This window comes from Labrenzia sp. C1B70 (assembly GCF_000475395.1).
Taxonomy (GTDB): domain Bacteria; phylum Pseudomonadota; class Alphaproteobacteria; order Rhizobiales; family Stappiaceae; genus Roseibium; species Roseibium algicola.
In genome coordinates this window covers 287,295-307,806 of sequence record NZ_AXCE01000002.1, presented here as the reverse complement: position 1 = coordinate 307,806, position 20,512 = coordinate 287,295, and the positions used below count along the sequence as shown (strand labels likewise).

Annotated in this window: 18 protein-coding genes; 10 read left to right on the top strand and 8 right to left on the bottom strand. The window is 59.9% G+C overall.

Annotated elements, in window-relative coordinates; genetic code table 11:
* Positions 1–60 precede the first annotated feature (60 nt).
* Positions 61–1,482, bottom strand: a complete 1,422-nt coding sequence (locus tag Q666_RS36065; RefSeq protein ID WP_208992167.1) for a diguanylate cyclase — start codon at positions 1,480–1,482, stop codon at positions 61–63.
* Positions 1,483–1,639: 157 nt separating this feature from the next.
* Positions 1,640–2,191: a cytochrome c family protein gene (locus Q666_RS36060; RefSeq protein ID WP_022999061.1), complete on the bottom strand. Its 552-nt coding sequence runs from the start codon at positions 2,189–2,191 to the stop codon at positions 1,640–1,642.
* Positions 2,192–2,376: 185 nt separating this feature from the next.
* Here Q666_RS36060 and Q666_RS36055 point away from each other — a divergent pair, with 185 nt between their 5' ends.
* From Q666_RS36055 to Q666_RS36045, 3 genes are read left to right on the top strand one after another with little or no spacing between them, the layout of a single operon-like run.
* Positions 2,377–3,123: a 3-deoxy-manno-octulosonate cytidylyltransferase gene (locus Q666_RS36055; RefSeq protein WP_022999062.1), complete on the top strand. Its 747-nt coding sequence runs from the start codon at positions 2,377–2,379 to the stop codon at positions 3,121–3,123.
* A 29-nt stretch (positions 3,124–3,152) separates the two neighbouring features.
* Positions 3,153–4,043 carry a prephenate dehydratase gene (locus Q666_RS36050; RefSeq protein ID WP_022999063.1) on the top strand — a complete coding sequence of 297 codons (891 nt, stop codon included), beginning with the start codon at positions 3,153–3,155 and terminating at the stop codon, positions 4,041–4,043.
* Between the two features lie 32 nt (positions 4,044–4,075).
* Positions 4,076–5,077 carry an adenosine kinase gene (locus Q666_RS36045; RefSeq protein WP_022999064.1) on the top strand — a complete coding sequence of 334 codons (1,002 nt, stop codon included), beginning with the start codon at positions 4,076–4,078 and terminating at the stop codon, positions 5,075–5,077.
* 49 nt (positions 5,078–5,126) lie between these two features.
* On the opposite strand, the gene Q666_RS36040 is transcribed toward Q666_RS36045, so the two are convergent.
* Both Q666_RS36040 and Q666_RS36035 read right to left on the bottom strand, forming a co-directional pair.
* Positions 5,127–6,479 (bottom strand): amidase family protein, encoded by a 1,353-nt coding sequence (locus tag Q666_RS36040; RefSeq protein WP_161633213.1) that lies wholly within the window; start codon positions 6,477–6,479, stop codon positions 5,127–5,129.
* Between the two features lie 154 nt (positions 6,480–6,633).
* A complete protein-coding gene (locus Q666_RS36035) occupies positions 6,634–8,112 on the bottom strand; it encodes a pyridoxal-dependent decarboxylase (RefSeq protein ID WP_022999066.1) in 1,479 nt (492 codons plus the stop codon).
* A 194-nt stretch (positions 8,113–8,306) separates the two neighbouring features.
* Between Q666_RS36035 and Q666_RS36030 the strand changes: the two genes are divergently transcribed.
* Positions 8,307–9,833 (top strand): winged helix-turn-helix domain-containing protein, encoded by a 1,527-nt coding sequence (locus tag Q666_RS36030; protein ID WP_022999067.1) that lies wholly within the window; start codon positions 8,307–8,309, stop codon positions 9,831–9,833.
* 63 nt (positions 9,834–9,896) lie between these two features.
* On the opposite strand, the gene Q666_RS36025 is transcribed toward Q666_RS36030, so the two are convergent.
* Both Q666_RS36025 and Q666_RS36020 read right to left on the bottom strand, forming a co-directional pair.
* Complete coding sequence (locus Q666_RS36025) at positions 9,897–10,649, bottom strand: SDR family oxidoreductase (protein WP_031268692.1); 753 nt, start codon at positions 10,647–10,649, stop codon at positions 9,897–9,899.
* A gap of 185 nt (positions 10,650–10,834) precedes the next feature.
* Positions 10,835–11,188, bottom strand: a complete 354-nt coding sequence (locus tag Q666_RS36020; protein WP_197923149.1) for a cyclophilin-like fold protein — start codon at positions 11,186–11,188, stop codon at positions 10,835–10,837.
* A 379-nt stretch (positions 11,189–11,567) separates the two neighbouring features.
* Here Q666_RS36020 and Q666_RS36015 point away from each other — a divergent pair, with 379 nt between their 5' ends.
* From Q666_RS36015 to Q666_RS35990, 6 genes are all read left to right on the top strand, one after another.
* Entirely contained in the window at positions 11,568–12,023 is a 456-nt protein-coding gene (locus tag Q666_RS36015; protein WP_022999070.1) for a cupin domain-containing protein, read from the top strand.
* Positions 12,013–13,023 (top strand): PQQ-dependent sugar dehydrogenase, encoded by a 1,011-nt coding sequence (locus Q666_RS36010; protein ID WP_152533251.1) that lies wholly within the window; start codon positions 12,013–12,015, stop codon positions 13,021–13,023. Before Q666_RS36015 ends, Q666_RS36010 begins: the two co-directional genes overlap by 11 nt.
* A gap of 87 nt (positions 13,024–13,110) precedes the next feature.
* A complete protein-coding gene (locus Q666_RS36005) occupies positions 13,111–14,007 on the top strand; it encodes a LysR family transcriptional regulator (RefSeq protein ID WP_031268694.1) in 897 nt (298 codons plus the stop codon).
* 112 nt (positions 14,008–14,119) lie between these two features.
* Positions 14,120–14,881, top strand: coding sequence for a carboxymuconolactone decarboxylase family protein (locus Q666_RS36000; RefSeq protein ID WP_022999073.1), 762 nt, complete (start codon positions 14,120–14,122; stop codon positions 14,879–14,881).
* A 50-nt stretch (positions 14,882–14,931) separates the two neighbouring features.
* Positions 14,932–15,570, top strand: coding sequence for an NAD(P)-binding domain-containing protein (locus tag Q666_RS35995; RefSeq protein WP_031268695.1), 639 nt, complete (start codon positions 14,932–14,934; stop codon positions 15,568–15,570).
* Positions 15,571–15,598: 28 nt separating this feature from the next.
* On the top strand, positions 15,599–15,994 hold the full coding sequence (locus Q666_RS35990; RefSeq protein WP_022999075.1) for a cupin domain-containing protein: 396 nt from the start codon (positions 15,599–15,601) through the stop codon (positions 15,992–15,994).
* A 118-nt stretch (positions 15,995–16,112) separates the two neighbouring features.
* On the opposite strand, the gene Q666_RS35985 is transcribed toward Q666_RS35990, so the two are convergent.
* Positions 16,113–19,280, bottom strand: coding sequence for an efflux RND transporter permease subunit (locus Q666_RS35985; protein ID WP_022999076.1), 3,168 nt, complete (start codon positions 19,278–19,280; stop codon positions 16,113–16,115).
* Positions 19,281–19,295: 15 nt separating this feature from the next.
* Complete coding sequence (locus tag Q666_RS35980) at positions 19,296–20,390, bottom strand: efflux RND transporter periplasmic adaptor subunit (protein ID WP_022999077.1); 1,095 nt, start codon at positions 20,388–20,390, stop codon at positions 19,296–19,298.
* Between the last annotated feature and the right edge of the window lie 122 nt (positions 20,391–20,512).

Sequence of the window (20,512 nt, the reverse complement as noted above, 5' to 3'; positions counted from 1 at the left end):
GAATCAGTGTAGGGACCTGTTGGCCCTGCGTCACCTGCTGGCTGCCGAGATGACAGAAATTTAACCTGTCTGGGGGAGGCCGTTTCCGGGAATATCCTGTGAATTTCTCTTGGACTTTGCCTTTTGCGCGTACATTCTACCGTCAGCAACCCTAAGTAAATCTTCCACCGTAGCGGCATCGCCGGGATAGCTTGCAGAACCAATACTGGCCTTCACGTCGATACGGGCACCCGAATACTCGAAAGCCTCGGTCACACGCTCACCAAGTCGATTGAGAAAGGTGTCCTTCTCCTGGCGCCGCATGTTGCCTGGCGTCAACACGATGAACTCGTCGCCACCGACCCTGGCGACGGTATCCGTCTGCCGGATCTGGTTCTGCAGCCGCTGCCCGACCTCGATCAGAAGCTGATCGCCAACTGCGTGACCATAGTTGTCGTTGACCGGCTTGAAGGCATCCAGATCGACGTAAAAAATCTCGAAGCCCGCGCCACTGCGCTCGCACATGGCGGCAAGCTGGTGCATGCGGTCTTCCAGCAGGCGCCGGTTCGCCAGTCCTGTCAGCGGGTCATGCAGCGCCATGGAGCGAACCTTGTAGACTTCGCTGATCAACAGAAACGCCATGGCGCCAAAGACAAGCGAGATCAGGCTGCCGACGAGTTGCGTGATCCAGACCTGGTTGCCCGTGCTCGACCAGCCGGCCTCCGGAAGGCCGACAAGCTCCCAGTTCAGACCGCCGGGAAGATGCAGAGGCAGGGACACATGGTCCTTTTCAAGGAGAGACTGGCTGCCAAAAATCATGTTGTTGGAGGCAACCGCGCTCCGGTTCACAAGGCCGATACGGATGCCGTTGATGACATCCGTGATGCCGGCAGTCTTCATCATGCCCTCTTCGTCCAGCACCAGGGTGGCGACACCCCAGTAACTGCGTTCCTTGAGCGGTTGCCCAAGGAAGCTGGCTGGAAAGATGGGAATTCGGATCAGGAGGGCCCTGCCCCCCTGCACAAGTTCCAGTGGGCCTGCAATAACGACTTCACGCGTCACCATTGCCTGCTGGATTGCGGGCCACTGCGCCGTGTTCATGCGGTAGTTCAGACCGAGCGCCGCCTGGTTTGGCTCCAGCGGAAACACCGCGCGAAGAATGTTGTTGGGTGCCAGGCCGATAGAGCGGATGGACGGATTTTCCTCGATCAGTTCGACCGCGATTTCCCGGTAGTCTTCCATATCGAATGGCTGTTCGACGAACTGGGACACATAGGCCCGGATCCCGAGACCGTGGGCCACTGTCCGGTTGATTTCGCCTTCAAGGCGCGCCCGCGCTTCGGAGAGCGAGGCGACGGCCTGACGTTTGTGCTGGGAAACAAGTTCGTTGCGAACCAGTTGACCGACGTGCGCAGTGACGGCGATACCAGCGAGAAAACAGACGGCAGCAACGATGGAAGCGATCCACGTTCCATTCGACTTAGAAAATACATTCCTCGTCAAGTTGATGCCCATAGGGTCCTTGCCCGACCTTAGCCCACTTTCAACAGAACTACGTAACGTAAGATTTGTTAATTTTTCTTATAAATCAAATAAAAAAGCCGGGTAGTTAACCCGGCTTCTCTACAATTCAAGTCACGTCTGCGATGTCGACGAGATTTTACTCGGTCGGCAGCGGTGCAGGCGAATCGGCCTGTTCACGCAGGTAGGCAATCAGGTCTGCCCGGTCTTCCGGTTTACGCAGACCGGCAAAACCCATCGTGGTGCCGGAGATGAAGTTCTTCGGGGACTCCAGGAAGTGATCCAGCTCTTCGTAGGTCCACTCCGGATTTTCTTCACCGAATGCGGTCATTGCGGAAGAATAGCCGAAACCTTCGTGGGAACCCGGCTTGCGGCCGACGACATCCCAAAGACCCGGGCCAACCTTGTTGGCACCGCCCTGCGTGAAGTCGTGGCAGGCGGCGCATTTCTTGGCCACCTTCGCGCCGTCTTCAGCAGATGCTTCGACCAGACGCTCGGAGATCGGCACCACTTCCGGAACCGCGCCGACTTCCGAGGTGCTATCCTCTGCAGACGCCACGACGATTTCATAACCCGGTTTACCCGGGATCGTCGGATGGAAGATGATGTCGGAGACAATGCCGACACCCATAGTCAGAATCAGAACCATCAGTACCGCACCAGCGGCCTTGTTCAGCGTGAAGGAATCCATTCTCTCCGGCTCCAAGCTCATACGCGTCCGGGCCCGCAGCGTCGCTGCGACCCCTATCAGCTTTTCGAATTTTGCCGGAACCTACAAATTTTTTGACCTTGCTGTCCATAGCTTTAAAAGGGCATCTGATACGACAAACGGACGCGGCACGTGTTTTTTTGCATTTCTTCCGCCCGTCCGGCTCCATGGAGACCCGATTGACCGCTGCTCTTGTGATAATCCCGGCCCGCCTCGCTGCCACCCGACTGCCGCGCAAACCGCTTGCCGACATCTGCGGAAAACCCATGATCGTGCGTGTTCTGGAACAGGCTCGCAACGCGGATATCGGTCCGGTGGCCGTTGCATGTGACGACAAGGACATTTTCGAAGCGGTGCAGGACCACGGCGGCAAGGCGGTCATGACGCGTGCCGACCACGCCTCCGGATCCGATCGCATTCACGAGGCAGCGGGACTGATCGATCCGGACGGAAAGCACGATGTCATCCTGAACGTGCAGGGCGATGTACCGCTGATCGCACCGGAAGCCATCCGGGCGGCCTTTGCACCGCTCGCCATTGCCGATGTCGACCTGGGCACCATCATGACCGAGTTCACCAATACCGCCTTCCGGGACGATCCGAATTTCGTCAAGGCAGTCACCACGCCCAACGGCCACGGCCATCATCGCGCGCTTTACTTTACCAGGGCCGTCGCCCCGCACGGTGACGGCCCGTACTACCACCACATCGGCATCTATGCCTACCGCAGGGCAGCCCTGGCGAAATTCGTCCAGCTGCCGCCTTCGCCGCTGGAACAGCGTGAAAAGCTGGAGCAGTTGCGGGCCCTGGAAGCGGGCATGCGGATTGATGCCTCCGTCATCGACAGCGCGCCGATGGACGTGAACACGCCCGAAGATCTGGAACGAGCCCGGGCGGCCTATCAGACAAACTGACGAAAGACTGCCGAAAGGCGGAAAGACATATGACCGACAGAAAAAGAATCGTGTTCCAGGGAGAAACCGGTGCCAACTCGCACATGGCCTGCCGGAGCGTTTATCCCGATTACGAAGCCATCCCCTGCGCCACCTTCGAGGACTGCTTTTCGGCCATGGCCGACGGGTCGGCAGACCTTGCCATGATCCCGATCGAGAACTCCGTTGCCGGCCGCGTCGCGGACATTCATCATCTGCTGCCCAAATCGGACCTGCACATCATCGGCGAATATTTCATGCCGATCCGGTTTCAGCTCATGGCGGTCAAGGGTGCAAAGATCGAAGATCTGAAAAAGGTGCAAAGCCATGTGCATGCCCTTGGCCAGTGCCGGAACGTGATCCGTGAACTCGGCCTGACGGCAGTCGTCGGCGGCGATACCGCGGGCTCCGCCCGGCAGATCGCCGAGCTGGGTGATCCCAGCGTCGGCGCTCTTGCGCCGGAAATGGCCGCCGAAATCTACGGTCTGGACATTCTGCGCCGGGATGTGGAGGATGAGGCGCACAACACGACCCGCTTCGTCATTCTCTCGCGCGACAAGATGGAGGCCGCGCACAACGGCCAGCCGGTCATCACGACTTTCATCTTCCGGGTTCGCAACGTCCCGGCAGCGCTCTACAAGGCCCTGGGAGGATTTGCCACCAACGGGGTCAACATGACCAAGCTGGAATCCTATCAGCTTGAAGGGCAGTTTTTCGCGTCGATGTTCTATGCGGACGTCGAAGGCCATCCGGAAGATCCGAAGGTGGCCCTGGCGCTCGAGGAGCTGGCCTTCTTCTGTGCCGAGCTGAACATGCTCGGCGTCTACCGGGCAAGCCCGTTCAGGGACAAGATCAGGGAGCCGGAATCCAACCGTGCTCTCCGGCCCAATCCCTACTCGTAACGGCGGCTACCCGACACCACCAGAGGAACTCTATGACTGAAACAAGATTTGATGCCCTGTGCATCGGCAATGCCATTTGCGACGTCTTCGCCCATGTCGAAGAGGATTTCCTGCTTCAGGAAAACCTCGTCAAAGGCTCCATGCGCCTGATCGACACCGACGAGGCAGTACGCCTGTTCGACAAGATGGGACAGACCGTCCGCATTTCCGGCGGCAGCGCCGGCAACACGGCGGCTGGCATTGCCTCGCTCGGCGGACGCCCTGCCTATTTCGGCAAGGTTGCCGAGGACGAACTGGGCGACAGCTATTATCACGACATGAACGGCACCGGCGTCTATTTCAACACGCCCCGCCTCAAGGAAGGCAAGCCGACCGCCCGGTCGATGATCCTGATCACGCCGGACGGCGAACGCACGATGAACACCTATCTGGGTGCATGCACCGAATTCGGCATCGCCGATGTTGACGAGGAAGTCGTTGCCGCCGCAGCCGTCACCTACATGGAAGGCTATCTGTGGGACCCGGCAGACGCCAAGAAGGCGTTCCTGAAAGCTGCGGAAATCGCGCATGCTAACGGGCGTCAGGTCGCGATCACCCTGTCCGACTCGTTCTGTGTCGACCGCTACCGCAGCGAATTTCAGGCCCTTCTGACCGATGGTGTCGTCGACTTGATGTTTGCCAACGAGCATGAGCTGAAGGCCCTTTACGAAACATCGGATCTGGACAGTGCGGTAAATGCGGCCCGGGACTCCGGTGCCCTGACCGCCCTGACCCTCGGCGAGAACGGTGCGATGGCAATCAGCCGCGAGGAAACTGTCAAGGTTCCCGCGCAGACTGTCGACAACGTGGTTGACCTGACAGGCGCCGGCGACCTGTTCGCCTCCGGCTTCCTGTTCGGACTTGCCCGCGACTACAAGCTCGCGGAAGCCACCGAGCTTGGTTGCCTGTGCGCCGCGAGCGTCATCAGCCACGTCGGCGCCCGGCCGGAACGGGCCTTGAAAAACATCGCCGGCCAGAGCGGCTTCGAGATCTGAACCTTTTCAGGGGCGGCCTTCGGGCCGCCCTTTTCAGAACCGGCAACTGCTACCGACGCATGCCGTTTTCCTTCGATTGCATTGCTTCAATCGCTGCCGCGATTGCCAGCACCTTTCGATCTGCCCCCGGTAGCCCATCGATTTCCAGGCCTGCGGGTACTCCGCGAACACTCCGTGCCATTGGCAAACTCACGCCAGGGGCGCCAAAGAATGTCGCCGGCACCGTGTTGCGCATGGTCTTCCAGACAGACACTTCCTTGCCGTCAACGACGACACGCCCTTCTTCACCCAGTGCCGTTGCCGCAATCGGTGTCGTTGGAAAAACGATCGCGTCAAGTTTGTACTGCTCCAAATGCGCGCAGTATTGCTTGCGACACCGGGGGAGCGACACGGAAATCACATGCTCGTATCGTGCTGCCAGGTCCTTGGCGTCCGCACCACGCAAAGCCTCGTCGAATTCCTCACGAACGTATTGCCCGGCTATGCCGGCAACGAGCGACCGAACATCGACGGCAGCGCCAGAATCCGACAAGTACTCTTCCAGCGATCTTTCCAGCTCCCACGCACGGATTGGCTCCGACATTTCGCCAAGCCAGCTTGAAACCTCCGGCATCTCTGCCTCAACGACCGTGACGCCCCAAGAGACAAGCTGGTCAACGGTTTCCTCAAACGCCCGGGCGACGCCGCTTTCCAGGCCGGACAGGAAATACTTTCCGGGAAGGCCAAGCCGCAGGCTTCGAAGATCGATGGCAGACCGCTCACTCTGCCCACACAAAACGGCATCCAGAAGCAGCAGATCTTCTGCAGATCGCGCAAATGAGCCAGGCACATCGCGCGTTGGAAACAAAGGCATGACACCGTCAGTCTTGTAGCGGCCACTTGTGGGGCGAAAGCCGAAAACCCCGCAAAATGATGCCGGAATTCGCACCGAACCTGCCGTGTCCGTGCCAAGAGCAGCCGGAACCAGACCCGCGGCCACGGCAGCGGCAGAACCACTGCTGCTTCCCCCCGCTGAACGAGAAGGATCGTGCGGGTTTCGAACGGGGCCAGTGTGATCGTTGTTGCTGGTGATGCCGAAGGCGAGCTCGTACATGTTGGTCTTGCCGAAGACCAGTGCCCCGGCGTTTTCCAGTTTCGTGACCACCGATGCGGTCCTCTTGACCACGTGATCTTTCAGGCCTGGCGTTGCAGCAGTCGTCGCCATGCCGGCAACGTCGATGCAGTCCTTGATGGCGACGGGAATGCCATGCAGTGGCCCCAAAAACCCACCGTTTGCCTGGTGCTCATCGGCCTTGCGCGCAGCGCTGCGGATATTTTCCGGGGCAAACTGGGTGAAGGCATTCAGGTCAACGAACCGTTCTGATCTGTCAATCAACGCCTCGACATAGTCTCGGCAGGACATTCTGCGGCCTCGAAACATCTCCACTGCTTCAACAACTGTCAGCCGCCAAAAATCCATGTCGGTTTCACCCCAAGCATCGGAACCTTCATATCATCGCTTGTTTGCAGCCCTTGTCACTTGCTGTTCTCAAAAATAATGAAGTTAGCCTACCCGGTTAGGCGGCAACTTCAATCGCGTCTGTAACGCGCAAAATTTCCCTGACAAGCAACTCGAGGTCTTCGCTTCGTGTACGGTGGTTGCAAATGGCGACGCGAAGGCTATGGCGACCCCTGACAGTGGTATCCGAGAGCGCTGCAATACCTTCCTCCTGAAGGCGAAGCATGATTTCCGTATTCAGAGCTTTCAGCGAAGCTTCGTCCATTCCGCCCGGGTCGTACCGAAAATTCACGATATTGATCACGGTCGGGGCCATGAGCTGCAGCCGCGGTTCGTTTTCGATCCTTGCCGAGAGCTCTTTTGCCTGAGAGATGTTCTGATCGATCAGGCGTCCGAATTTTTCGACGCCGTTTTCCTTCAGCGCCATCCAGATCTTCAGTGCTGCAAATCCCGCGGATGTGCCCATGTTGAGATCGTGCAGAAACGGCGCACCGGCGATCCCGCGAGGTTTCTCCTCCAGGTATTCCGGCGACAGGGTAAAGGCCTTTCGGTGAGCCTGGGCATCGCGCACCAGCGCGCACCCTGCAGTAAACGGAACATGCAGCCATTTGTGCGGATCGAGCGCCAATGAATCCGCGGTCTCCAGTCCGGCAACAAGCCCGCGGCTTTCCGGAGCAATCGCGATCAGGGCACCGATGCAGCCGTCGACATGAAACCAGAGCCCCTCGCGTTTGCACAAGGCACCGATTGCATTCAGGTCATCAATGGCGCCCGTGTTTACGGTGCCTGCAGTCGCGATCACGCAAGCAGGCTTCTTCCCGCCGGCACGATCGCCGGCTATCGCTTTTTCCAGTGCTGAAAGATCAATGTTTCCATCAGGTCCGGTTGCGACACGAACCAGCGCCTTGTTGCCAAGCCCCAAGGCTTCAAGCGACTTCTGGTGGCAAGAGTGGACCTGATCGGATGCGTAGAAACGCAACTGCGAGGGGATTGCCGCCACCCCTTCGCTTCGAACATCCACGCCCGCCATCTGGTTGCGGGCAATGGTCAGGCCGATCATGTTCGCCATGGATCCACCGCTGACGATTGTGCCACTTGCACCCTCGGGAAACCCGACCATCTGCTTGAGCCAACCGACGACCTGTCTGTCGACGAGGGCAGCCGCCGTGTCGCCGCCACCAAGATTGGAACCGTCGATAGCAGCCAGGAAGTCTGCGAGTGCACCTGTAAAGCTGCCCGATCCCATGAACCACATCCAGAAGCGTGGATGCAGGTTTCCCATCGAGTAGGGAAGCAGGTCTTCCTTGAGTTCTTCCAGGACGTTGTCGAGCGACGTGGATGCATGGGGCACGCCTCCGGTAAATCTGGCGCGCACCTCGGGCGGCATCTGGCGCCAGAGTGGTCTGGAGCGAACGTTGCGGATATGCGCGAGCGAATACGCAAGCGCCTTTCGCGCCGTGGCTTCCATCCGGTCCCAATCATCGGGATCAAGCGTTTCCTCGGCCTTGCGGGATACGGCGCCTGCCTCGTATATCATTACTGCTCTCCCTCGATTGGAACGAACGCACGGAATGCGAATTGCGACCGCGATGATCATCGACCCAGCTGATGCCTGCGTCTTTCAACGCGGGCGGTGCTGCTCGTTTGACATTCCTCCTTTCGTGGCCTGGAAGCTTGGAGAGAACCTTCAGAAAAACTTTAGAACCCCCGTTTTTTTGATAATCTCGAGGGATGCTATTCCGTTTTGACACTTTCGAACTGGATACGGATCGGGTTGAGCTGAGAAGATCCGACGGCACGGCTGTGCCTCTGGAACGGCAAGTCTACCAATTGCTTCTGTTGCTGGTGTCCAACGGCGATCGGTTGACGACACGTGACGAGATCGTCGAAAGCATATGGGATGGTCGGCCCATCTCCGACGCCGCGATCGACAGCCGCATCAGCGCCGTGCGTGCCGCCGTCGGTGATGCTGGGCGCGAACAACGGCTGGTGCGCACCGTTCACGGAAAAGGTTTTCGCTTTCTGGGACGTGTCACTTTCGGGCAGGCAGGTCCTGAGCGCACCGAGCGAGGCCCGCCCTCGATCGGCATCCTGCCGCTTCAGACCTACGAACCGGATCCGGACCTTCAGCTTCTGGCCGAAGCCTTGCCGCACGAACTCATCCTGCAGCTGTCGCGCTTGCGCTGGCTGACCGTCATTTCACGTGGCACGACATTTCGCTTCCGGTCCCTGCCGGAGGCAAAGGCGGAGACGATCGGCGCAGCCCTGGATGCCCGCTACCTTCTGTTCGGTCAGCTTGAAAGAGACGGTACACACTTTGCGGCAACGGTTCAGTTGCTCGACACGGACTGCGACACCGTCGTCTGGGCGGAACGGTACCTGCTTGCGAAAGACGATCTTCTTCATGCGCGGGCTGTCATCGCGAGCGCGATCACAGCGGAAATTGATCTCAGAATTCATGCGCTCGAAGCTGCCCACGCCCAGAAAACGGGAACGGACCAGCTCGACGCCTGGTCGTCCTATCACCTTGGCCTGCAGCAGATGTACCGCTTCAACGCGAATGCCAATGCGGTTGCCGCAACGCATTTCCGCAGGGCCGTCGAACTCGACCCCAAGTTCGCCCGTGCGCATGCAGGCCTGTCGTTCACCCGGTTCCAGGACGCATTTGCACACTACGACGGCAACCGAGAGGCGGCCCTCACACAGGCCAAGGCCCATGCGGCAAAAGCGATGGAAGCGGATTCCTTCGATCCGTTTTCGAATTATGTCTGGGGACGGACATTCTGGCTGGATGGTGAGCTGGATACCGGCATCGTGCACATTGAGCGTGCCGTATCCCTCAACCCGAATTACGCGCAAGGACACTATGCGCTCGGCTTTCTTCAGGGGTTGTCGGGAAACGCGGAAGAGGCGATTTCGCGCGGCCGTCTTTCCTATCGCCTGAGCCCTCTTGACCCGCTGGCCTACGGAACATTCGGTACGCAGGCCATGGGTTTCCTGCATCAGCACAGGCTTGCCGAGGCTGCCGAAATGGCCGAACGCAGTGCGCTGACACCGGGAGCCCACTACCTTGTCAGCATGATCGTCGTTTCATTTGCAACCCTGGCCGGACAAACCGAACGGGCCGAGCGTTGGGCGAAAGATGTACGGTCCCGACGTGCCGACGCGACCAGGCAAATGTTTCTGGAGGCTTTTCCCTTCAAAGACCCGCAATGGCGTGCCCGTATAGATGCCTCATTGGATGCGCATGGTTTTTAACCGCGTATGAGACCGGTGACGGCAGCGTAAATTTGCCGCCGCCACCGGTCATTTCACCGGGTCTTACCAGGGCTGATTGGCCGGACCGACGGTGAATTCGTTGACCGTCGTGTCCTCCGGCAGCGACACTGCAAACTCGACGACCGCCGCGATCCGGTCGGCGGAGATGCCGTACTGGTCGTAAAGGGCCTGGAACGCTTCGGAACTGCCCTTGTCGCTGATCGTGTTCAGAAGTTCGGTGTTGATTGCCGCCGGGTAGATGGTTGCCGTACGGATGTTGGTGCCTTCCATGGCAGATTCCATCCGCAGGACTTCCATGAACGAGCGCACGAACCACTTGGTGCCGCAATAGACCGCACCGCCAGGATAAGCTTTCAGACCTGCAACGGAAGAGGTCGCGATGACATGGCCGGACTTCTGTTCGGCAAAGGTGGGCATGACGGCTGCAACACCGTTCAGCACGCCCTTGACGTTGACGTCGACCATCTGCTCCCACTCGTTCGTCTTGAGTGCGGAAATCGGCGAGGACGGCATGAGCCCCGCGTTCAGGAAAATGACGTCGAGTTTTCCGTAAGTGTCCTTCGCCAGTTTGACGATAGCCTCGTTTTCAGCCGGCACGGTGACGTCCAGCGCCTGATAGATGGCTTCGCCGCCAGCAGCCTTGATCTCGTTCGCGATGGTTTCCAGCTTGTCGGTGCGCCGTGCACCCAGCACGATCTTCGCCCCCTTGCTGGCCAGCAGCTTTGCGGTTGCTTCGCCGATGCCGGAGGAGGCTCCGGTAATGATGACGACTTTTCCCTTGATGTTGTCGGACATGATAGTCTCCTTGGGTTCTGAGTGTTCTTGTTCAGGCAGAGGAATGGCCCGGTTCACCGGGTCCAGACAGATCCGTTCTGCGGAAGCGAAAGCGTTTTCGAAGGTGTCGAAAATGAAGACACCTGCAGTCAGGCAATCCCGACGGGTGGACAGCCCGTTCCAGAATTTGCCGATCTTTGGCCGTATCAGTCGGCCGCTTCGATGCGGACCGAAAGCGGTCCATCGCCCAGAAGGGCATCGATCGATCCGTCGAATGCGCCGAGCCTCACGAGGCCCCGGGAATTCTGAAACGGCTTGTAGAAGATCGCGATGTTTCCCCAGGGCGCGTAGTGCGTGATATCGCCCTTTCGCGGCGTGTAGCTTGCCGGGGCTTCGGAGATATCGAGCTTGCGTGGCAGGTCCGCGACCTTTTCTGTCCCGTGATAGTCGGTCAGGGTCAGGTCGAGTGGCAACAGGGCCGCGAAGTCCCTGCCGGCGAGCGTATCGTCGAGCGTCGCCGGAAGAACCACGTCTTCAACGATCACCTTGATGCGGATCATGCGAGCCTCGTTCGATGGTTCGGTTGCGTTTCCGGAAGCCCCCGCCCCGGCGCAAAACAGTGTCATTGCCAACGAGAGCAATCTTGACCTGAAAGCGGGCATTGCGGGGTTCCTCCGTTCTGTTGCTTCCAATCTAGGCGTCAGACCGACAAGGATTAAGCCCCCTTCAGGTACTGCCTCTCATGAGCAGCACTCATTAATCCGCGCCCAGGTCACACCGGAAGGAGTGGAGCTCGTGGACAGACGGACAGCTCCACCGGGTTCATGAGTGATCCTCATGACTGCTTCCGACAGAGCCACCATTATCCACGCGTGCGAGTTGCCTACGTTCTTGAGGAAGGCCGAAAGGCCGCCTCACGACTGATGGAGACGACCTGAGATGAAACGCACCCTTGCAACGCTCGCACTCGTTCTTGCGGCTCCGGCTGCATTTGCACAATCCATGGAAATAACCCGCTCCGAAACCCTGGCGGGCCAATTGGGAAGCGGCGACTATTTTACCGGTACTGCCTATGTCGCCCCTGTTTTCCCGCCTGTCATGAACGATGTCAGCGCCGGTCACGTCACGTTTCTGCCCGGAGCCCGCTCCGCCTGGCACACGCATCCTGCGGGCCAGATGCTTGTCGTGACATCGGGGACCGGCTGGGTGCAGGAGCGCGGCCAGGAAAAGCAGATCATGCAGGCCGGTGATGTGGTCTGGTGCCCGCCTGATGTCGAGCATTGGCACGGCGCGACCGACACCACGGCCGTTTCCCATTACGCAATTCAGGCGACGGTTGACGGGTCCGCCGTTGCCTGGGGCGATCATGTGACGGACGAAGAATATGGCCAGTAAGCTTGCCGTCCACTTTTGTGGCGTCTTGTTTGCGATGCTGGTACCGGTGTCCGCCTCTGCAGCGGACACCGTGCTGAACGGCCTTGACTATCCCTGGGATATCGAAACCCATGGCGGCAAGATCTATGTGACAGAGAAGAGCGGAACAGTCGGCATTCTTGCCGAAGGTTCCTTCACGCGCCTTCCCGTCGAGACCAGTCAGCCGATCCTGGATGACCGCGGCGGCGGCCTGCTTGGTCTGGCCATCAGCCCGGACTTCCCGGACACCGGCCGCATCGTGCTCTTCCAGCACTACGGCACCCCGGACGCCCGGATGAACCGTGTCATCGAGGCCGAGCGTCTCGGGGATCAATGGAAAGAGACACGTGTTCTTATCGACGCCATTCCGGGCCACCCGCTCTACAACGGCGGACGCGTGGCCTTCGGTCCCGACGGCATGCTTTATGTCACCACCGGTTGGACCGAAAACAGGGAGCGTCCGCAAGACCTCAGCAGCCTTGCCGGGAAGATATTGCGCGTGACGCCGGACGGCGAAATCCCTTCAGACAATCCGTTCGCGGGTTCACCGGTCTGGTCGCTCGGCCATCGCAATCCCCAGGGCCTTGCCTGGGACGCCTCCGGGCAGCTCTTCGCAGCCGAGCACGGGCAGTCCGGCCATGACGAGGTGAACCGGATTGAGCGGGGCGGCAACTACGGCTGGCCGCTGATCCAGGGCGATGAAACCCGCGACGGCCTGCTCGCACCGCTGGCGCATTCGGGCCAGAGCACCTGGGCGCCTTCAGGCCTGACCTCGGACGGTGACCGGCTGCTTCTTGCGGGCTTGAGAGTGAACGGCATTCTGGAAGTGACCACCGATGGCCGGGTATCCGAAGCCTACCAGGCCGGAGAACGTATCCGGGACGTGCTTGTGTCGGATGGCGTGATCTATGCAATCACCACAAACCGGTCTCCCCGGCGGGAAGGGGCTTCTGAAGACAGGCTGATCCGGCTTGATCCCTGATTGCATAATCGATGGACCTCATGAGCCCGGCACATATATGTGGGAGAGACAGTGATGATTCTGGATGATCAGAACGGGACCTCCCACATGCTCCGAGAAAATATCAATGATCTCATCGCGCTTGCGGCTGTTGCGGAGGAACGCAGTTTCACGCGGGCCGCAGCGCGGTTGAACGTGTCTCAGTCCGCCCTGAGCCACACGATCAAGGGACTGGAGCAACGCCTGGGCCTGAGGCTTTTGACGCGGACGACCCGCTCCGTCGCTCCCACGATCGAAGGCGAAGACCTTCTGGCTACCCTGACACCATGCCTCGAAAAGATCGAAGCCCGGCTTCAGGCACTCAACGATGCACGTGACCAGCCCACAGGAACAGTAAGGATCGTCGCCACGGAATACGCCATAGAAAGCCTCCTCTGGCCGAAGCTTTCTCCGGTTCTCAAGGCCCATCCGCTGGTCAATGTCGAATTCGTCATGGACTACGGTTACACGGACCTTGCCGATTCCCAATGTGACGCAGGTGTGCGGTATGGCGAACAGGTCAGCGAGGGCATGATCTCGATGCGTATCGGTCCGGACGAGCGCATGGTCTGTGTCGGATCACCCGACTATCTGGACAGGGTTGGCGAGCCGGAAACACCCCAGGATCTCGCGGACCATAGTTGCATCAACCTGCGGCTTTCCACCCATGGCGCACTCTATGCCTGGGAGTTCGAAGACAAGGACGGCAACGAAATCCGGGTGAAGGTAAAGGGACAAGCCTGCTTCAATACGATCAACCCGGTCATGCGTGCGTCCGTGGACGGTCATGGACTGGCACTGGTTCCCGAAAGGTTGGCGCAGGAACATCTTGCGGCCGGAACCTTGCGCACATGTCTTTGTGACTTCAGCCCGTCGTTTCCCGGTTTTCACCTTTATTACCCCAGCCGGCAAAAGCCCTCGTTCGCCTTCCAGGTCGTCCTGGATGCCCTGCGGGATCGTGGTTGAGCCCACTCATGAGGTGACGTCATGAGTGGTTTGAAAGACCCGGTTATTAAGATACGTTTTTTGCGCTCCAGATTAGCAGGGTAATTGCCCACTTGCCGAAAGGGAGCTCCCGATGAAATCCATTCTCACCGCAGCCGGTCTGGCGTTGATGGCCACGACTGCAGCCGCTCAGGACGCGGCAGGAACCTTGCCTGCAGCCGTTGGCCGCGTTGCCCCGGCACTTGAAGCCTATGCGAAGGACGATCTATTCGGTGCGGAATGGAACGGGGCAGGCCTTTCCAAGAGAGACCGGGCACTGGTCACCTTTGCCGCCCTCATGACGCGGCACGAGACCGGAAATCTTGCAAGCCATGTATCGTTGGCTCTCGATTCAGGCGTTACCCCGGCAGAGATCTCCGAAACCATCACCCATCTCGCCTTCTATACAGGCTGGGGCAATGCCACCGCGGCCGCCGAAGCAGCCGCGCCGGTGTTTGAGGAAAGGGAGATCACCATTGAAGACCTGCCGGCCTCCGACCCGGACCTGCTGCCGCTCAACGAAGAGGCCGAAGCTGCCCGTGAAAACCTCGTACGCGGCAACTATGCGGATGTGAGCATGGGTGTCGTGGACAACACGCGTGAGCTGCTGTTCCGCGACCTCTGGCTGCGTCCAGATCTCGCACCCCGCGACCGGAGCCTCGTGACGGTAGCCGCCTTGATTGCAGCCGGTCAGCCCGAACAGATGACATTTCACCTCAACCGCGCCATGGACAATGGCCTGACACAGGAAGAAGCCGGTGCCATGCTTTCTCACCTGGCATTCTATGCCGGTTGGCCGAAGGTGTTTTCGGCATTGCCGGTTGCCAAGGCCGTGTTCGAAAAACGCGCGCAGTAACCGGTTCCCGCCGGAGCCGGCCTTGCCGCACGAAAGATCGGAACTGAGACATGAAGATAGGCATTCTGGGGTCGGGTCTTATGGGCGCCAAGCTTGGACAGCTCTGGGCACGTTGCGGCCATGAAGTGACCTTCGCCTATTCCCGCAGCCGCTCGAAGCTCGAGCGTCTCGCCCAGGCGGCAGGCGCTTCGCACGGGTCGGTGGCGGATGCGGTCGAGAACGCGGACGTGCTGCTGCTGGCCGTTCACTGGTCGCGGGTGAACGACGTCCTCGCGCAAGCCGGCGATCTTGCCGGAGCCGTGGTGCTGAACTGCTGCGTGCCCCTCGATCCAACGAACACGGATCTGGTGGTCGGTATCCAGTCGTCCGGAGCCGAAGAGCTGGCCGCCATGCGGCCGCAGGCCCGCTGGGTTTCCTGTTTTAACACGGTTCCCTCCGAGGCATTCATGCCGGTTTTTTCGCAAAAGGAGCGGACACCAAGGCCGCAAGTCATGGTTTATGGGGACGATGCCGGTGCAAAGGAAGTCGCCGGTCTCCTGATCCGGGACATCGGTTTCGATCCTCTTGAAGCCGGCCCACTTCGCACGGCCCGCTTCGCAGAGCCCTTTGCCATGGTCACCGCCGAGTTGGCCTACAGCCAACCCGGGGGGCCTGCCCTAACCTACCGTTTTGAAAAGCTGCGCGGCTGACCGCGCGACAAGCAACAGGGAGTTGAAAATGAAAATCATCCGTTCCGGGACTGCTTCGTCCGTCAAGGGGCCCGACGACTGGTTCACTGGCACTGTGCGCATCGACCCGCTTTTCCAGGCCGAAGAACCCGGCCGGACCGGCGGTGCCCATGTCACCTTCGAGCCCGGCGCACGCACGGCCTGGCACACCCATCCTGCCGGACAGACGCTGATCGTGACCTTCGGCCGTGGCCGGGTTCAGCGCGAAGGCGGTCCCGTGGAAGAGATTTCCCAGGGTGACGTCGTCTGGTTTCCCGCCGGAGAAAAGCATTGGCACGGTGCCGCACCCGACACAGCCATGAGCCACATCGCCATTCAGGAAAGCATCGACGGCTCCCCCGTCACCTGGATGGAGAAGGTCTCGGACGAAGATTACACCGGCTGAACGACCGCCAGCCGGGCCCAAAGGCCCGGCTGCCATGCCTCGGAGAATGTCCGTTTTTCGACACCTGCGACTGACGTCCCCCGTGCTGTTCACCAACGGCTGGAGGACGTTCACGTATTCACGCCGATTGCCGGCTGTTCCCGTCAGGCAATTCCTCGTCTTCGGCACTCCGGGGAGTGGAATCGGCGGCCTTGGACCTGCGGCCGAAGAGCTTCGAAACGACGACGTAGAATGTCGGCACCAGAAGCACCGCAAGCACCGTTGCCGATATCATTCCTCCAAGAACACCCGTACCGATTGCTCGCTGGCTGGCCGAACTGGCGCCCGTCGCAAAAGCAAGCGGAACCACGCCGAGAATGAAGGCGAACGACGTCATCAGGATCGGCCGGAAGCGCAGTTTCGACGCTTCGACCGTTGCTTCCAGCAGGGAACGCCCCTCGTTCCTGAGATCCCGGGCAAACTCGATGATCAGGATGGCGTTCTTGGCAGACAGTCCGATGATCGTGATCAGCCCCACCGTGAAATAGATGTCGTTGGGCAGGTTTCGCATGGTGACCGCAACGATGGCCCCGACTGCGCCAAGCGGAACGACAAGCATCACGGCGATTGGAACCGACCAGCTTTCGTAGAGCGCGGCAAGGCACAGGAACACGAAGACGAGCGACAGGCCGAGCAGGAAGGGAGCTGCGTTGCCTGAAGCCTTTTCCTGGTACGACAAGCCCGTCCATTCGTAGCCGAAACCATGCGGCAAAGACTGGAAAAGCCGTTCCATTTCTGCCATCGCCTCGCCACTGGTGTGGCCGGGCGCAGGGCTGCCGCTGATCTTGATCGCCTGGAGACCGTTGTACCCGACCACTTGCGTCGGTCCCAATTCCCAGCGCGCACTCGCGAAGGCGGAGAGCGGCACCATCTCGCCGCGGCTGTTGCGGGCGTTCAGGTCAAGCAGGCTCGCAACGTCCATCCGTTCGGCCGCTTCTGCCTGAACGATGACACGCTGCATCCGGCCAGCGTTCGGAAAGTCCGCGACATAGCTCGATCCGATCGACGTGGACAAGACCGCATTGATTTCATCGAAGGCGACCCCATAGGCGTTCGCCTGCCGGCGATCGATATCGAGCATGATCTGCGGAGCAGGCGGCAGACCTTCGATGTAAGGGTATTGCAGGATCGGGCTTTGCCAGGCCATGCCCAAAAGGGCGTTGGCAGCCTGCACAAGCGCGTCATTTCCGTGATTGGCACGGTCCTGCAAACGGAAACTGAACCCGCTGGCATTGCCGAGCGCTGTAATGGGCGGCGGCGTCAGGGTGAACACGGAGCCTTCCGGAATGCCAGCAAGTGCTCCCAGGGCCGAACCGACGATGGCTTCGGAAGAATCCCCCGGTCCTCTTTCCGCCCAGTCCTCGTAGGTTGCGAAGGAGATCCCCGCGTTCTGGCCGTTGCCGTTGAACCCGAAGCCAAGGATCGAGACGATTTTCCTGACGCCTGACCTGTTCATGAAGAAGTCATCGACCTGATCGAGAACACCGGCGGTCCGCTGCGCGGTAGACCCGGCTGGCAATTGCGTCGCGGCGATAGCATATCCCTGGTCTTCCACCGGCAGAAAGCCCGAAGGCAGGCGAACATAGGTGTAACCCAGGCCCGCCAGGATCGCCATGTAGATCACCATCATGCGGTAATTGCGTTTCACGGCCCCGCCGACGACGTGGCCGTAGCCATTTGTCGTCTTGCCGATCAACCAGTCGAACCCACGGAAGAACCAGTTCTTGTGATGGGCATGGCCTTCGGGGATTGGTTTCAGGATCGTCGCGCACAGCGCCGGCGTAAGGGTCAGAGCCATGAAGGCCGAAAACACCATCGACATGACGATCGTCACGGAGAACTGCTTGTAGATGATCCCGATGGCCCCGGGAAAGAACGCCATCGGCACAAACACCGCAATCAGGACGACCGTGATGCCGATGACGGCACCCGTGATCTGCTTCATAGCCTTGACGGTCGCCTCTTTCGGCGGAAGACCTTCCTCGGCCATGATGCGCTCGACGTTTTCGACAACCACGATCGCATCATCGACCAGGATACCGATCGCAAGCACCATCGCGAACATGGTCAGCACGTTGATCGAGAACCCGAATAGCTGCAGCGCGGCACATGTTCCCAGCAAGGCGATCGGCACGACAAGCGACGGGATCAGCGTGTAGCGGAGGTTCTGCAGGAACAGGAACATGATGACGAAGACCAGCACCACCGCCTCGATCAGCGTGTGAATGACCTTCTCGATGGAAATCGAAACAAAGGGCGTGGTGTCATAAGGGATCTCGAAACTGACGCCCTGGGGAAAGTTTGCCGCCAGTTCCGCCATCCTCGACTTGACAGCGTCGGCGGTCACCAGCGCGTTTCCACTCGCATTCAGCTGGATGCCGATCATCGCGGCTTCCTGACCGTTGATACTCGAGGAGATCGCATAACTTTGCGCGCCGAATTCCACGCGCGCCACGTCTCCGAGGCGCACCACGGATCCGTCGGGGTTGGCCCGCAGTACGATTTCCGCAAACTCCTCGGTGGTCGACAACTGACCCGTGGTCGAGACGGTGGCCGTAATTTCCTGGCCAGCCGCACTCGGCTGGGCTCCAATGCTGCCGGACGACACCTGTGCGTTCTGTCCAGCAATCGCGCCAGTCACGTCCCTTGCTGTCAGGTTGAGGCCGACGAGCTTTTTCGTGTCGATCCAGACGCGCATCGCCCGTTCTGTTGCGAACAGTTGCGCCTTGCCGACACCAGGCAAACGCCGCAATTCATCAATCACATTCCTGGCTGCGAACTCGCCCAGGTCGACAGCGTTCAAACGGCCATCCGTCGAGACAAGGCCGACAAAGAGCAGAAAGGAGCTGCTCGTTTCCTCGACCCGCACCCCTTGCTGGCGAACCGAAGGCGGCAAGCGCGCCTCCACACGGCTGATCCGGTTCTGCACATCCACGGTCGCGACCTGCGGATCGGTGCCCGCTTCGAACGTGATGTTGATGGTCACGCTGCCTTGCGCATCGCTGACGGAATCGAAATAGAGCATCCCCGTCGCGCCGTTCATCTCCTGTTCGATGAGCTTGGTGACACTGTCATAGAGATTTTCAGGCGTCGCGCCGGGATAGCTGGTTGTCACCGCAATCGTGGTTGGTGCCACGTTCGGATATTGCGAGATGGGCAGGAACGGAATTGCGATCGCACCTGCCAGGGCAATGGCAAGTGCGATGACCCAGGCAAAAACGGGCCGTTCGATGAAATACTGCGGCATTTGGAAGGACCTGTTCTAGCTCGGGATATCGCACGGTTCTGCGGCACTGCAGTCTGATACGGTGCCGCGTTCGGCGGCCTTTTCTGCAGCCGCTTCCGCCGGTGCGGCCGAGACGGGCTGACCGGGCATCGCACGATCGAGGCCGTCGACGATCACCTGATCGCCTGACTTCAGTCCCTGGGTGACGAGCCAACGGTCGCCGACGGAACGACTTGTCAGGATAGGCTGTGCGGCCGCCTTGCCGTCCCTGACCGTCATCACGCTCGCCTGGCCCAGCGTGTCCCACTGGACGGCCCTTTGCGGAACGAGCACCGCCTGGTGAGCGACGCCTTCCGTCACACGGACGCGGACATAGGTGCCGGGCAACAGTTTGCCCTGCGGATTTTCGAACTCGGCGCGGAGCAGCACCTGACCCGTGGTTTCATCGACCACGGCGGATGAAAACAGCAATCGGCCCGGATGTTCATAGGTGCTGCCGTCGTCAAGGATCAGCTCGATGGCATTGCTGCTTTCAACCGGCTGCATGTCGCCAGCATCGATTTCGCGGCGGACCCTGGACAATTCCGCGAGCGGCGCGATGAAGTCCACATAGAGTGAACTGATATCCCGCACGATCGCCATTTGCGTTCCGTCCTCCTGGCGAACCAGAGCGCCTTCGGACACCAGCGCAGCGCCAATATGACCGTCAATTGGTGAGCGGACCGAGGCATAGCTGAGTTCAAGTTCCGCGGTCTGGAGATTGGCCTTGGCAACGGCAACTTCCGCCTGGGCCTGCTTGCGGTCCGCCAGCGCAACATCGTGCTGTTCCGTGCTGGCGACATTTCGCGCGAGCAGACGCTTCACCCGGTCTGCCCGCTGGTTCGCCAGGCTGAGCGCTGCTTCCGCCCGCGAAAGCTGCGCCTTTGCGGAAGCCACGGCGGCCGCGAATTTGGCCGGGTCGATTTCGAACAACACGTCGCCCTTGTGGACGTCGCTACCCTGTTCGAATTGCCGTTCCAGTACGATGCCGGAAACCCGCGCCCTGACTTCGGCCAGACGAATGGGCACCAGTCGACCCGGATAATCTTTCTTGAGCGGCATGTCCTCGCCGGCCACCGTGATCGTCTTCACGGCCGGCGGCGGGAAACTGGCATGCGAAGTTTCTTCGGAAGGACTGCAGCCACTGAGTATTATCAGAACCGCAAGGAGCGGGAGTAAGTCGGGAAAGAGCCTGACGTGCATTGGTTATCCGG

What these genes read in the sequence shown, in the direction of transcription:
- Q666_RS36005 (WP_031268694.1), top strand. Translation starts at nt 13,111, where the DNA reads ATGCTCCGAGAAAATATCAATGATCTCATCGCGCTTGCGGCTGTTGCG.
- Q666_RS36010 (WP_152533251.1), top strand. Translation starts at nt 12,013, where the DNA reads ATGGCCAGTAAGCTTGCCGTCCACTTTTGTGGCGTCTTGTTTGCGATG.
- Q666_RS36035 (WP_022999066.1), bottom strand. Translation starts at nt 8,112, where the DNA reads ATGATATACGAGGCAGGCGCCGTATCCCGCAAGGCCGAGGAAACGCTT.
- Q666_RS36025 (WP_031268692.1), bottom strand. Translation starts at nt 10,649, where the DNA reads ATGTCCGACAACATCAAGGGAAAAGTCGTCATCATTACCGGAGCCTCC.
- Q666_RS35990 (WP_022999075.1), top strand. Translation starts at nt 15,599, where the DNA reads ATGAAAATCATCCGTTCCGGGACTGCTTCGTCCGTCAAGGGGCCCGAC.
- Q666_RS36055 (WP_022999062.1), top strand. Translation starts at nt 2,377, where the DNA reads ATGGAGACCCGATTGACCGCTGCTCTTGTGATAATCCCGGCCCGCCTC.
- Q666_RS35995 (WP_031268695.1), top strand. Translation starts at nt 14,932, where the DNA reads ATGAAGATAGGCATTCTGGGGTCGGGTCTTATGGGCGCCAAGCTTGGA.
- Q666_RS36050 (WP_022999063.1), top strand. Translation starts at nt 3,153, where the DNA reads ATGACCGACAGAAAAAGAATCGTGTTCCAGGGAGAAACCGGTGCCAAC.
- Q666_RS36015 (WP_022999070.1), top strand. Translation starts at nt 11,568, where the DNA reads ATGAAACGCACCCTTGCAACGCTCGCACTCGTTCTTGCGGCTCCGGCT.
- Q666_RS36000 (WP_022999073.1), top strand. Translation starts at nt 14,120, where the DNA reads ATGAAATCCATTCTCACCGCAGCCGGTCTGGCGTTGATGGCCACGACT.
- Q666_RS36060 (WP_022999061.1), bottom strand. Translation starts at nt 2,191, where the DNA reads ATGGATTCCTTCACGCTGAACAAGGCCGCTGGTGCGGTACTGATGGTT.
- Q666_RS36045 (WP_022999064.1), top strand. Translation starts at nt 4,076, where the DNA reads ATGACTGAAACAAGATTTGATGCCCTGTGCATCGGCAATGCCATTTGC.
- Q666_RS36040 (WP_161633213.1), bottom strand. Translation starts at nt 6,479, where the DNA reads ATGTCCTGCCGAGACTATGTCGAGGCGTTGATTGACAGATCAGAACGG.
- Q666_RS36030 (WP_022999067.1), top strand. Translation starts at nt 8,307, where the DNA reads ATGCTATTCCGTTTTGACACTTTCGAACTGGATACGGATCGGGTTGAG.
- Q666_RS36020 (WP_197923149.1), bottom strand. Translation starts at nt 11,188, where the DNA reads ATGATCCGCATCAAGGTGATCGTTGAAGACGTGGTTCTTCCGGCGACG.
- Q666_RS35985 (WP_022999076.1), bottom strand. Translation starts at nt 19,280, where the DNA reads ATGCCGCAGTATTTCATCGAACGGCCCGTTTTTGCCTGGGTCATCGCA.